Below are 12,482 nucleotides of genomic sequence, written 5' to 3'. Positions count from 1 at the left end.
AGGCGGAACACGGCGCAGCAGGCACTCGTTCGAAAGTTCTCCGTGCTTTTCCTATTTTGAGAGAATGAACACGATGCAGACGAGCGATTTTCTTCATACCGCGATCGAGGCAGCCCGGGCAGCAGGCCACGTGCTTACCTCTCATCTTGGAGCGTTAAAACACATCGAGGCAAAACAGCAGCAGCGCAACAATCTTGTGACCGAGGCAGATCGCGCATCGGAACACATTATTCGCGACATACTACTCGGGCGGTTCCCCACACATTCGCTCCTGGGCGAGGAAGGTGGAGCCGTTACTGGTACCGGCGAATATCGGTGGATTGTGGATCCGCTTGACGGCACAACAAATTTCACCCACGGACTTTCACTGTTCAGCGTCTCGATTGCGGTGGAACGAGCCGGCGAGGTTCTCGCGGGTGTCGTCTATGATCCAATGGCGGATGAATTATTCGCAGCGGAACGCGGGAGCGGGGCGTATCTCAACGATCGAAAACTTCAGGTCAGCGGCGTGCGCGACATCCAGGACGCGATGCTTGTGACAGGATTTCCCTACACAGTCAGAGAGAACCCTGAATTTTGCCGCGAGCGGTTCGTCGCCTTCCTGCATCATGCGCAGGCGATACGCCGCCTTGGAAGCGCGGCGCTTGATTGCGCGTACGTTGCCGCGGGACGCATCGACGGCTACTGGGAAGTCGCGCTTCAGGCATGGGACAAGGCCGCGGGTATGCTGCTGATTGAGGAAGCGGGCGGCCGGGTCACCACGTTCGACGGCGGCCCGCTCGAGTTGTTTCATCCGCCCTTCCTGGGAAGCAACGGCCACATTCACGACGTGATGCTTGACATCCTGGCCAAGGCCCGAGACGTGCGCATCCAAATTCCCGAGTAAATTCCATCCACGTATTTCCATCACAGAAGCAACCCTGCACATGAGTATTCTCGTCGTCGGATCTGTCGCACTTGATTACCTTGAAACGCCGTACGGCACAATGAAGAACGCCTTAGGCGGATCAGCGACGTTTGTTTCTATCGCCGCCAGTTATTTTTCGAAGGACGTGCGTTTTGTGGGAATCGTTGGCGGCGACTTTCCCGAAGAACACATAACGTACTTCACTTCCCGCGGGATAGGACTCGACGGTCTCGTACGCGTGCCAGACGGACGGACGTTCAGTTGGGGCGGCCGGTATCATGATGACATGAATACTCGCGACACGCTGTACACCGAACTCGGCGTGTTCGAGACATTTCAGCCCGAAATCCCTGAAGCGTGGCGCGGAAGCGATATCGTGGTGCTGGGCAATATCCATCCTTCGCTGCAGATGCACGTGCTCGATCAGATCCGTTCGCCCAAACTCATCATCTGTGACACGATGAACCTGTGGATCGACATCAGCCGCGACGAGCTGATCGAAACCATCCGGCGCGTCGACGTGCTGATCCTGAACGATCAGGAGGCGCGTCAGCTCACCGGTTCGTCTAACATCATCACAGCCGGCAAGGCGATACTTGGCATGGGCCCTTCACGCGTGGTGGTCAAAAAGGGCGAACACGGAGCGCTGCTTCTGGGAGACGGTGGGATTTTTTCGGCGCCCGCCTTCCCGCTTGAACGCATCATGGACCCCACAGGTGCTGGTGACAGCTTCGCGGGCGGATTTGCGGGTTGGATTGCGCGCGACGGGGATACATCGTTCGAGAACCTGAAGCGCGCGGTCATTGCCGGAAGCACCATGGCATCGTTCTGCGTGGAGGAATTCAGCATCGGCGGTGTGCGGGATCTTGACGAGGCGCGCATCATGCAGCGGTACCGCGCATTCCACGTACTGTCTCAATTCACCCTGTAGGATTCACAGGCATGGTGGCGCCGTAATGCCTGATCGCTTCGACAACAGCCACGTGATGGAGTGGACCGGCGAGGCCCTGCGGTACCTCGACCAGACACGGTTGCCGCATGAGGAGGTGCGGCTGGAAACCCGGGACTACCGCAAGGTGATCGAGGCGCTCCGTACTCTGCAACTCCGCGGTGCACCCCTGATTGGTATCGCGGCAGCATATGCCACGGTGCTTGCCGCGCGTGAATTGGCAGGAAGATCGACCGGTGGGGCAGCATTTAGAACCGCCTTGCTCGACGCATGTGACAATATCGCTGGAGCACGGCCGACGGCAGTCAACCTCTTCTGGTCGTTACACCAGTGCCGAGAAATCATCGAGTCAGCCGCAGATCCCGTGGAGACCCTGGCGGCACTTGAACGATGCGCCACCGGCATGCACGACGACGACGCCCGACGTTGCGCCATGATCGGAGCGCATGGCGCGGACCTCATCCCCGATGGTGCCGGAATAGTGACACATTGCAACACGGGTTCGCTTGCAACCGGCGGCGACGGCACGGCACTCGCGGTGCTGCGCGCCGCGCACGTGGCGGGCAAGCGCATACATGTTTATGCGGATGAAACGCGTCCACTTTTCCAGGGTGCACGGCTGACCATGTGGGAACTCGCCCGTTCAGGCATACCGGCAACACTCATCACCGACAGCAGTGCCGCTGCAGTATTCCGCAGCGGCCGCGCGCAGCTCGCTCTTACCGGTGCCGACAGGATAGCACGGAACGGCGACACCGCGAATAAAATCGGGACGTACAGTCTTGCGATTGTGGCGCGCCATCATGGCATGCCCATGTACATTGCGGCCCCGCTTTCTACGTTTGATGCGCAGACGCACGGCGGCGAGGGCATTCCGATTGAGGAGCGCGCCGAGACCGAAGTGACACACGCAGGCGGAGTGCGAATCGCGCCTGAGAATACGCACGCATGGTCCCCGGCATTCGATGTCACACCTGCAGAGCTCGTCAGCGCATTCATTACAGAGCGCGGAATTATTGCCCCGCCCTTTGCCGAAACCCTTGCTGGCATTCTCGCGTAAGGAGCGGGTCTATGATCATCACCTCCGACGCAATCATCCTCCGCGCCGTCCGATACGGCGACACAAGCAAGATCGTGACCGCACTGACGCGCGAACACGGCCGTGTGGCGGTGATCGCAAAGGGGGCGCTTGGGTCAAAACCCCGGTTTGGGGCAGCTCTCGAACCGATGGCGCACAGCACACTGGTCTATTATTTCAAGGAATCCCGCGACGTGCAGATGCTGTCACAAGCCGACGTGATAGAGCCCTTTCGACGGTTGCAATCCGACGGGCGCAGACTCGTCCTCGGATTCGCTGTCATAGAGTACGCATATATGGCCCTTCACGCCGGCGAGCATCATCCCGAGTTGTATTCGCTGCTTCTCCGGACATTGCGTGGAATCGATACCTCGGAAGAGCAGCCGGGAAATATGCTGCTTCGCTACCTTGTGGATTTCAGCGATGAAATGGGATTTTCTTTGGACATGGATCACTGCGCCCGGTGCCGCATTGATCTTACTGACGAGAGGGCTACCAGTGGCCCGATGTCGCTTGCGCTTGCTGACGGCGCATTTCTCTGCACCCCATGCGCACGGAGTGTGATGGGAGTGGAACTCGCACCCCGCCTTTTTAAGGCGCTGCGATGGTTGAAAAGTTGTGAGCCGGACCGGCTCGAAGCACTCTCGTTGACGCCGGTGGACCTACATGCTGCGTTGCGGATCCTTCACCAATACATCGCATCTCATATTCAGGAAATGAGAGCAATCCGCTCTCTGGAGCTTTTAGACGCTCTCACCTGAGATGCACCGTTGATCGTACCCCGGGGCGACCAATGAAAGTCCGATTCATTCATGGGCATTTTTTCCGCCCGAGTTTTGTTTCCTGATTAACAGCACTTTCGTAGACGCGCAGAACGCGCACACCACATACACGGTATCTGGAGGTAGTACACATGTCACGACGTTCAGTCCTTTTCGCCATCGTTCTTGTCAGCGCCGGCATCCTGTTCGGAGCAGTCATTGTTTCGGGCATCGGCGGCGTGAACCTTTCCTTCGCCGATTCCGGCGTGCAGTTCAATTCGGCTGCGCCGTACTCGCCGCCTGATGGCGTGGTGGATCTCAACAAGACGTTCACATCAGTAGCGGAAATCGTAAATCCCACCGTTGTTGCAATCACCGTAAAATCCAAGGTGCAGGGCGGCGACCGCTATCACCGCATCTGGCCCTTCGGCGATATGTTCCCTCAGGATCAGGGACGGGAAGAGGACATGCTCACACAGGGTGCGGGCTCGGGTATCATTCTCACGTCCGACGGTTACATCCTGACGAACAAACATGTCATCGAGGACGCGACCGAGGACGGCATCCGCGTCGTACTCTTCGATTCGCGCGAGTTTCCAGCAAAGCTTGTGGGATCGGATCAGAATACAGACATCGCGGTAATCAAGATTGATGGCAGCGGACTTTCCGCGGCTGCTCTCGGAAATTCCGATGAAGTCCGTGTCGGTGAATGGGTGCTTGCCGTGGGAAATCCCATGGGCCTTGCATCCACCGTCACCGCGGGCATTGTCAGCGCCATCAGCCGGAACATCGGTATCATGCGCTCGAAAAATTCCGACGGGACCGGCATAGAGAGTTTCATCCAGACCGACGCCGCGGTAAATCCGGGCAACAGCGGCGGTGCACTTGTGAACCTTCGCGGTCAGGTCGTCGGCGTGAACACCGCAATCGCCTCACAGACCGGGCAGTACGTCGGGTACAGCTTTGCTGTACCGATAAATCTCGCCAAGGTTGTTGCGAACGGCATTATCAAGGATGGCACTTTTGTTCGCGGCTACATTGGCGTGCGTATCACCGATCTTGACGCGGTGAAAGCCAAGGCACTAAACATGGACCGGTACAAAGGCGTACTTGTCGAGGACGTTCAGGCCGATGGTGCCGGCAAGGCCGCGGGAGTGCGGGTTGGTGACGCAATTGTCGAAGTGGACGGCAAGCCGGTACAGAGCGCGAATGAGTTGCAGGCACGAGTCGGTATGCACCATCCCGGTGAAAGCGTGACGTTGAAAATTTTCCGCGACGGGAAATACATAGATATCGACGTAAAACTGAAGCCGCGGAGCGAGGATGACGTCATTGTCGCGGATGCGAAGAAGAACAAGGAAACCAAGGACGAGTCTGTCAACTCCAAGTCGTCTATGACCTTTGAAAAGGCCGGCTTTACCGTGAAGCCACTCGACGAAGAGTCGAAGAAAAAATTTGACAGAAACAGCGGCCTGCTGGTCACAAACGTGAAGCAGTACAGTCCTGCCTACGAGAATAATCTTCGTACCGGTGTCGTCGTTTTCGAGGCGCGGAAAGGAAGTTCCGTCACCAAGATTGAGACCCTCGCCGACCTTAACAAGGTGCTTGGAAGTCTCGAAAAGGGTGAGTCGGTGCTGCTTCGCGTGCAGACACCGGCCGGCGACAAAACCTTCATCCCTATCGAAGGACCGGTGCAGTAAACCCGTTCGCCTAATCGGCTCATACGCAGAAACAGCCGCGGTCCGCTCACATTGCGGGCCGTGGCTGCTTCATAATGGCGAAGCAGATCACTGCCAAAAATGCGCCCGAGAGTACATCCAAAAAGTAATGCTGGCGCACAAAAAGCGTCGCCGCGCTGATTGCGAGTGCGAGCAGCCAGAAAAACACCGTCATGCCTGACTGGCCTTTCTCTCTCGTGCACAAGAGCGCCACAAGCCAAGGATTGGCCACATGCAAACTGGGCAGGGCATTGTACCTCGAATCGAGCGCGTGCATTAGTGCAAGCAATCCATCGGTAGAGGTCCCGACGCCGGTCAACAGTCCTTCGCGAGGCGGACCGAGTACGGGGAAAAGGGCAAAAAACAAGAACGCAACGGCATTGGTCACGATAAACGTCGCATAGGCCCGGTTGAGAAAGTCGGGTTTAAGCGAAATAAAGAAGAGCCCAAGTGTGACAATGTAGGCGAGTAGGTACACGGGCATGAGCCCGGGCCAAAATGGGATAGAGGCATCCAGCGGCAGCGCCGCATCGAAAGCAGGACCGCGGATCGAGCCGATCCACGCGGTCAGATAGTACAGCGCCACCCAGCAGGCATATACTGCCAGCATCAAGGTGCCATATCTGATCAGGATCTTCTTCCGCATAGGCGAATATTGCCTTTTCTCAAGTATCGAGAAAATCTTGCAGCATGCATCCTGGAAAGCGACTTGACTGTCGGAGGGCGCTTCTGCATATTTCGCTCTTCACTAGAGAGATCGACTCATGCGAGTTTCCATTTTCCGATCGATATTGTTCCTTGCCGTGATTGCGGGGCCGCTCAGCGCTCAGAAGACAGGCATCGCGAAATACGCCGGCGAATTTATGGCAGGCGGATTCGGCGGGCGTGCGGCCGCCATGGGTGGGGCATACGTCGCCGTAGGCAACGATGTCACGAGCGCATATTGGAATCCTGCAGGAATCATGTCGATGCAGTATCCCGAGATCGGGCTCATGTACGAGCAGCGATTCGGTGGTCTTTTGAACTACAATTACGGCGGTGTTGCCTGGCCTTTCAGCCCCAAATACACCCTTGCATTTTCCGTCACACGCATGGGCATTGACGACATTCCTGATACGCGGAACGCACTGATCGATCTCAACGGAAACGGCATACTTGATCCTGGCGAACGGCTTGACGCTTCGAAGATACGGTCGTTCAGCTCCTCGGACTGGGTGGGCTACCTGACGTATGCGTTCCGCGCGCATCAGAAATTGAACGTGGGCGTAAACATGAAGCTGGTGCTACGATCGATGGCCGACGGGAGCGCATACGGTGTCGGGTTCGACGTGGGCGCGCAATATCGAGTGAGCGAGAAATTTCTTCTCGGTGCAAATCTCCAGGATGTGACAACCACACTCATCGCATGGTCCACCGGCACGAACGACCTCGTCTCACCCACGGCAAAAATCGGCGCGGCGTACGCTTTTGACGTTCCCGGAGGTGTGTTAATGCCTGCTGTAGACTTTGACATTATGGGCGAGAACAGGCAATTCGCCTCAGTTGCACATGTAGGTCCGGTAAGCATCAATCCCCGCGCCGGGCTGGAATACCGATTCCGGGATCTGTTCGCCATCAGGGGTGGATTCAGCGATACGCAGAATTTCACCGTGGGAGCGGGAGTCCACCTCCCGAAACTGTATCTCGATTACGCCTTCGGTCAGAATCCAATGGGCGCAGAGTCCTTCAGCACCGAAGCCACGCATCGCATTTCCGTGCGGCTCTCCCTCGAGGAAAAGAAGTTCTTCCGCGACACAAAATAATCCGACATGTCACTCCGAAATTGTTTCATGAACCGCGGGCAGGCGCTCGCGGTTTTTCTTACCCTCGCCCTAGGTATTGTTCTTGTTAGCGGGTGCGGACGCAGTTCACGCCCGGAAACCCAGGCCTATGACATCGACACTTCCGATGTGTACTCGCTCGAGGTTGTGAAGGACCGCAAGAAAAAGGACCTCCATTTCCTGCGTGACGAAAGCTCGCCTCTTCTCGATAGTGATCGCGCCGAGTTTGCAGGGCTGCCGTATTTCCCGCCCGATAGAAGCTGGGCGTTCGAGTGTACCCTGCAGCGTTTTCCAGACCCGAAGAGCTTCGTGATGGCCACTTCGAAGGATAGGCCGCGGGACATGCTCCATATCGGGTACCTGCCTTTCACACGCGACGGGAAGGAGTATCGATTGAATGTGTATGCGCCACGCGACACAAGTTCCGGCAACTACTGGTTTATTCCCTTCACCGACGCAAGCACGGGGAGAGAAACATATGCCGGCGGCCGTTTCCTTGATATCGAGTCGCCCGGATCCGACACCGTCTTTCTCGATTTCAACTACGCCTACAACCCCTACTGCGCATATAATCCGAAATACGACTGCCCCATTCCGCCAGAGGAAAACCGGCTCGCTATCGCCATACCTGCCGGTGAAAAGAAATACAACGACAGGCATTAAGATGGCGGCATCCGAAGCTGGCAGCCCAAATTTCACATATCAACAACAGGGGCCTGGGGCCAGAAATCCCAAGGCGCACTTTTCCGGAATGACCGGCGGCTCGCGACGGTTTCTCTGCGGCCTTCTTATTGCATGGCTCTGTGTGATATCGCTGGAGTCGTGCGGCGGATCCTCCGCAGAGGTCACGACCTCGGGTTTGGGTGCGGGCTACCGCTACGCACCTTCCGCCGAATTGGGTACGGCGTTGGTGCAAACAGCTACGGGTGATGTCGTTGCACGTTGTCCCAAGGGCTGGATGGAGACGATGGATGTGAAGAATGCTCCGCAGATCGCCCTGTGGCTGGTGAAAGAGGATTACAGCGCATCGATATCCTTCACACCCATCGCCATGGACCCAGCGCTGTACGCAACCCTGAAAAAGGACGGCCTGCGCAGCGTTGCCAAGGTGAGTCTGAATCTGAAGAAGGACTATGCGCAGGATTCCGTGAAAGTGATTCAGGAAACGGAGTACTTTCGTCTGAACAATCGCGACTTCGCGGCCTATGAATACAGCGCCGGAGCCAGCGATGTGGTTCGCGTGGTCGTCTTCGATACGGGGTCGAGGTTTATGGAATGCGTGGTAATGCCCGCAACAGCTCCCCGGGACGCAGAGGAGATTCACAGGGATTTTATCGTCCAGCAATCCGTGCTTGCCTCCATGGTTTTACGATGAGCGGCGGCACTGAACACGAGCGGTGGATGGAACTGGCGCTTCGTCAGGCAGAGAGGGCCTTTGATGAAGATGAAGTGCCTGTCGGGGCTGTGGTCGTTCGTCAGGGCACCGTACTTGGGAAAGGGTACAATCAAGTAGAACGGCTGAAGGATCCGACCGCACACGCCGAGATTCTCGCCATCACGGCAGCGGCAAATACGATTGGGGACAAACGCCTCGAAGGATGCACGCTGTACGTGACACTTGAGCCGTGCTCGATGTGCGCGGGCGCCATCGTGCTTGCGCGGCTCCCGGTGCTTGTATTCGGTGCGTACGATCCCAAGGCCGGCGCATGCGGCACTTTGTTCAATGTGGTGGAAGACACGCGACTGAATCACACGGTACACGTGATCCCCGGCGTGCTCGACTACAAGAGCACCGCGCTCCTGAAGGGTTTCTTTGGCAACGCGCGCGTGTGAGCCGCGTTCGCATTTTCGAAACAGCGCCGTATTTTGTGCATTGCGAAGCGCCCCGTCGAAGCCGGCGTCGAGCTGCAGGAGCCAGACATTTATATTTCGAGGACATTGATTCATGCAACGCACCCTGGCAATAGTCAAACCCGATGGAGTCGCCTCCGGTCTCATCGGAGAAGTCGTCAAACGCATCGAACAGGATGGACTCCGTATCATCGGCATGAGGATGGAGCATATGACACGGACCCGAGCGGAAGGATTTTATTACGTCCACCGCTCGAAACCTTTCTTCGAATCGCTGATCACTTTTATGACAGAAGGCCCGTGTGTGCTCATGGCGCTGGAAGGCCCTGACGCCATCACACGGTGGCGTGCGTTGATGGGCTCAACCGATCCGCAGAAGGCGGCGCCGGGCACGATTCGACGCGATATGGGCACGAGCATCGAGCGCAATGTCGCGCACGGATCCGATGCTGTCGACACCGCGTCCTTCGAGGTCAATTACTTTTTCACGGGAACGGAGTTGTCCCGTTAGCTGGACGCGTCACCGATGCCCATTGAAGAAAAACTGGCATTACCAGGCGACCCCGCCCGCTTTCTTCAAGCGATTACATCCCTATCAGCGCTTCCGTAACCCAGCGATTTTCCGTGTGAAGGTAGACGACCCGGGTGCCAACGGAAATAGAGAACGGCAGGGCAAGCCAATGTGCGTCGGCCAGCAGCTCGACACCGCTTGACCTGTACACGGCAGAGGCGCCGCTCCCGGACCCTTCGCCGTATTCATAAAATGCGTTGGCGCGTATCCGTTTAAAATACGCGAGCGACCAGACCGGCAGATCCGGATACCACAGCGGCAGAGCGTAGTTGATACTTGCCTTGAAAAGCGTGCGATGAAACCGCGACGCGTATCCGCGCGGAAAGAGCATCTGGCTTGCAAAGTGGTAGTTCAGCGGCTCCTGATGCTCCATGCCGCATTGCAGCCAAACGCTTTGGGCGTGTGCAAGACCGGGGAAATAGAAACTTCCCTGCGCCGAAAAGAGACGCCCTTGATAATCTCCTCCGCTGAACGGTGTATGATGCAGCGACAGATCAACAAACTGACCCCAGCGCGGGTAGATTTCGCGAATCCACTGATGACCCGCGACAAGACTGATCCGGTACACGAGAGGGACAAAAATGCCGTTGTTGGCGTCCCACATTTCAAAGAACGTTTTATTTCGAATAGTACGGTATTGCACATCAGCGGACAGAGAAAGCCGCGTTGTGTAAATCCCTCGGGAAAAATCGAGCGGGACGAGAATGCCTGCGCGAGCAGTAGTTTCGTTCCAAGACTCCGTGCGAGTATCTCCCGTTCCGGACACAAGTGTGGCCGCGCGCTTTCCCGTTGAGGCACCGAACGACAGAATGGGGAAGAATCCTGCATAACTCGCATCGACCGCGACAGCGCCCACGTGCTCATTGATGTCATACACCGCTCCCAAGCTGACGCTGAGAGTGTTCATGGTATTGAGCGAAGCCAGCGTCAACTGCCATTCCTTCGTGTTCTCCCGCGGCAGCAGCGTCCAACTATGAAGATACACCGCGTGTTCCCACGTGTTGAAGTCGCGCACGGCACGTTGTGAATCAGGGATTCCCGTCAGGGCATCGATGCCGTCCTCCTGCACAACCAGGGGCTCCCAATATCGGATCGATCTGTCCTGAACCTTCTCAACAGGGGTTCCGCGCGCCGGGTTGAAGGCGGTTTCCTCGACATCAAAGCCACGGATCGTATAGGCGGAATAGAGTAGTGCACGACCATCGTGTGACGGAGAAGGGGCGGCGGCCCCAAAGCGAAGCGATGTGACCTGCATGGTGTTTCGCGTGTCGAGACTCAACGCGTAGATGTTGTCGATACCGCTTCGCGGCGACGCATAGAAAAGGTGTCCGCCCGCCATCCGCGGATGAGAGACATCCTCTTCAGAGAGCGGGAGAAGATCTTCTGCTCCGCTTCCATCGACGCGTGTGAGCGAGACGGCTTTGCCTCCCGCGATAGGGATCCGGACATACACGAGGCCCGTGCCATCAGGAGTCCATGCGGGTGTCTGCAGCATGTCGTTTGCTGGGTTGGCAAGGCGATTCACGATTCCGCCGGTGAGGACGTCGAGAACAACAAGATTTGTCATTCCGTGCGCGGCCACGTCAACCGCCGCAATACGCGATGCATCCGGTGAAAGGACCGGACAAAACAGTGTGCCCGTACCTTCAATGGTGCGGCAGATGCCTGTCACCACATCGAGCAGTCGAAGAATGGTTCTATCGGACTTTCCCCAGCGCAGATCGGGCACCTGTTCTGCCCACACGAGGTGCATGCCTGCTGCGCTGAAAGGTTCGTTGTACAGAGCCGGAGTATACAACGACTGCTCTGTCCCGTCGGGGAGGATGCGCACCAGGGTCGGACGGTCAGCTAGGCCCATTTTCAAGGCGGCGATACTACCGTCAGACAGATACTGCGGGTAGGAGTAGTTCGTCCAGGCAGACTTTTCCTCCGCGTTGCATACACGGCCCTGTGTCAAGGTGAGGCCGTCCAGTTGCGTTTGCCACAGTGTAGTCAGCTCGTCCATTGCATCATCGTACAAGCCAGCGGCCGTGCGGTCGGTTTCGGATTCCGCCATCATAGACCAGGCCCACGGGAAGAATGACCAATTGGCCGAGCGGCGGAAAATGGTGGCGTATTTCTCCACGCCATATACACGGCGAGTGTGCGTCGTAATGAGGTACCCGAGATTGTAGATCGAAGGATACCACGTCTTGTATGAACCGAGATAGGCGGCGTAATAGGAGGGCCGTTCACCGGACAGCAGAAGGGCCCGGATATCACGGTCGAATTCCGGCATACGTCCTCGTCCGCTGCGGCTGAGGGCGGTTTCGATTCCCACTGCATCACCTTCCCACACCCAGCCCGGTACAGACCAGAACGAAAGGAAGGACCACGCAGTTTCGCCGAAGAGGTAATACATCCCCTTCGTGAATCCCTCGTTCAGTGCGTCGAATTGCGCGACGTGCCGCATCTCGTGCATCGCAAGAAGCGTGTACCAATTGTTCGATCCGAGCAGTGACGATTGCGGAGGGGTGGAGAACCACTCGGAGTAGCGGGGGCCGAGTGTCACATAGCCGTTGGCTGTGGTTGTGCGATTGGACAGGTGCAGCGTGATGCGCCCGGGTTTGACGTTCAGCGTACGCGAGACACGCGTGTACAAATGTTCCAGCGTGTTCGCGATCCGTTGCGCATCACTCTCGCATTCGGCTGGAAACACTATTTCGTAGTGCGGTGTATCGATCTGTTTCCAATCCACGTCGGGTGGATTCTGGAAGGGATCGAGGAATTGTGCCGTGAGAGACGTCGGCAGCAACAGAAAGAGGAGGAGTCTGCGCATGTGTGCCTC

General features: G+C 57.1%; 12 protein-coding genes. 10 read left to right on the top strand and 2 right to left on the bottom strand.

The genetic code is table 11. The annotated features are described in order from the left end of the window. The first annotated feature begins 64 nt into the window (after window positions 1–64). The 5 genes from HY962_00545 to HY962_00525 all read left to right on the top strand — a co-directional run bounded on the left by HY962_00545 (window position 65) and on the right by HY962_00525 (window position 5,395). The gene (locus HY962_00545) at window positions 65–886 is read left to right on the top strand and encodes an inositol monophosphatase (protein ID MBI5645391.1); all 822 of its coding nucleotides are present in this window, start codon (window positions 65–67) and stop codon (window positions 884–886) included. 40 nt (window positions 887–926) lie between these two features. After that, on the top strand, window positions 927–1,838 hold the full coding sequence (locus HY962_00540) for a sugar kinase (protein ID MBI5645390.1): 912 nt from the start codon (window positions 927–929) through the stop codon (window positions 1,836–1,838). Window positions 1,839–1,893: 55 nt separating this feature from the next. After that, a complete protein-coding gene (mtnA, locus tag HY962_00535; GenBank protein ID MBI5645389.1) occupies window positions 1,894–2,916 on the top strand; it encodes an S-methyl-5-thioribose-1-phosphate isomerase in 1,023 nt (340 codons plus the stop codon). Between the two features lie 11 nt (window positions 2,917–2,927). Further along, the gene (gene recO / locus HY962_00530) at window positions 2,928–3,695 is read left to right on the top strand and encodes a DNA repair protein RecO (GenBank protein MBI5645388.1); all 768 of its coding nucleotides are present in this window, start codon (window positions 2,928–2,930) and stop codon (window positions 3,693–3,695) included. A gap of 152 nt (window positions 3,696–3,847) precedes the next feature. After that, window positions 3,848–5,395 (top strand): trypsin-like peptidase domain-containing protein, encoded by a 1,548-nt coding sequence (locus tag HY962_00525; protein MBI5645387.1) that lies wholly within the window; start codon window positions 3,848–3,850, stop codon window positions 5,393–5,395. 46 nt (window positions 5,396–5,441) lie between these two features. Here HY962_00525 and HY962_00520 read toward each other — a convergent pair whose 3' ends face one another. Continuing rightward, window positions 5,442–6,059: a phosphatase PAP2 family protein gene (locus HY962_00520; protein ID MBI5645386.1), complete on the bottom strand. Its 618-nt coding sequence runs from the start codon at window positions 6,057–6,059 to the stop codon at window positions 5,442–5,444. A 118-nt stretch (window positions 6,060–6,177) separates the two neighbouring features. Here HY962_00520 and HY962_00515 point away from each other — a divergent pair, with 118 nt between their 5' ends. From HY962_00515 to ndk, 5 genes are all read left to right on the top strand, one after another. Then, window positions 6,178–7,215 carry a PorV/PorQ family protein gene (locus tag HY962_00515; GenBank protein MBI5645385.1) on the top strand — a complete coding sequence of 346 codons (1,038 nt, stop codon included), beginning with the start codon at window positions 6,178–6,180 and terminating at the stop codon, window positions 7,213–7,215. A 27-nt stretch (window positions 7,216–7,242) separates the two neighbouring features. Next, window positions 7,243–7,896: a DUF1684 domain-containing protein gene (locus HY962_00510; GenBank protein MBI5645384.1), complete on the top strand. Its 654-nt coding sequence runs from the start codon at window positions 7,243–7,245 to the stop codon at window positions 7,894–7,896. 88 nt (window positions 7,897–7,984) lie between these two features. Continuing rightward, window positions 7,985–8,608: a hypothetical protein gene (locus tag HY962_00505; protein MBI5645383.1), complete on the top strand. Its 624-nt coding sequence runs from the start codon at window positions 7,985–7,987 to the stop codon at window positions 8,606–8,608. Then, window positions 8,605–9,066 (top strand): nucleoside deaminase, encoded by a 462-nt coding sequence (locus tag HY962_00500; protein ID MBI5645382.1) that lies wholly within the window; start codon window positions 8,605–8,607, stop codon window positions 9,064–9,066. The genes HY962_00505 and HY962_00500 overlap by 4 nt, the downstream gene beginning before the upstream one ends. Window positions 9,067–9,178: 112 nt before the next feature. After that, complete coding sequence (gene ndk / locus HY962_00495; GenBank protein ID MBI5645381.1) at window positions 9,179–9,595, top strand: nucleoside-diphosphate kinase; 417 nt, start codon at window positions 9,179–9,181, stop codon at window positions 9,593–9,595. Between the two features lie 73 nt (window positions 9,596–9,668). Here the strand turns inward: ndk and HY962_00490 are convergent, their stop codons facing one another. Then, a complete protein-coding gene (locus tag HY962_00490) occupies window positions 9,669–12,473 on the bottom strand; it encodes a hypothetical protein (GenBank protein MBI5645380.1) in 2,805 nt (934 codons plus the stop codon). Window positions 12,474–12,482 lie beyond the last annotated feature (9 nt).

This window comes from Ignavibacteriota bacterium, assembly GCA_016218045.1.
Lineage (GTDB): Bacteria > Bacteroidota > Ignavibacteria > SZUA-365 > SZUA-365 > JACRFB01.
This window is presented reverse-complemented; position numbering and strand designations above follow the sequence as displayed.

Excerpts from the sequence above, each read along its gene's own strand:
- HY962_00545 (MBI5645391.1), top strand. The coding sequence starts at position 65 with ATGAACACGATGCAGACGAGCGATTTTCTTCATACCGCGATCGAGGCA.
- HY962_00540 (MBI5645390.1), top strand. The coding sequence starts at position 927 with ATGAGTATTCTCGTCGTCGGATCTGTCGCACTTGATTACCTTGAAACG.
- mtnA (MBI5645389.1), top strand. The coding sequence starts at position 1,894 with ATGGAGTGGACCGGCGAGGCCCTGCGGTACCTCGACCAGACACGGTTG.
- recO (MBI5645388.1), top strand. The coding sequence starts at position 2,928 with ATGATCATCACCTCCGACGCAATCATCCTCCGCGCCGTCCGATACGGC.
- HY962_00525 (MBI5645387.1), top strand. The coding sequence starts at position 3,848 with ATGTCACGACGTTCAGTCCTTTTCGCCATCGTTCTTGTCAGCGCCGGC.
- HY962_00520 (MBI5645386.1), bottom strand. The coding sequence starts at position 6,059 with ATGCGGAAGAAGATCCTGATCAGATATGGCACCTTGATGCTGGCAGTA.
- HY962_00515 (MBI5645385.1), top strand. The coding sequence starts at position 6,178 with ATGCGAGTTTCCATTTTCCGATCGATATTGTTCCTTGCCGTGATTGCG.
- HY962_00510 (MBI5645384.1), top strand. The coding sequence starts at position 7,243 with ATGAACCGCGGGCAGGCGCTCGCGGTTTTTCTTACCCTCGCCCTAGGT.
- HY962_00505 (MBI5645383.1), top strand. The coding sequence starts at position 7,985 with ATGACCGGCGGCTCGCGACGGTTTCTCTGCGGCCTTCTTATTGCATGG.
- HY962_00500 (MBI5645382.1), top strand. The coding sequence starts at position 8,605 with ATGAGCGGCGGCACTGAACACGAGCGGTGGATGGAACTGGCGCTTCGT.
- ndk (MBI5645381.1), top strand. The coding sequence starts at position 9,179 with ATGCAACGCACCCTGGCAATAGTCAAACCCGATGGAGTCGCCTCCGGT.
- HY962_00490 (MBI5645380.1), bottom strand. The coding sequence starts at position 12,473 with ATGCGCAGACTCCTCCTCTTTCTGTTGCTGCCGACGTCTCTCACGGCA.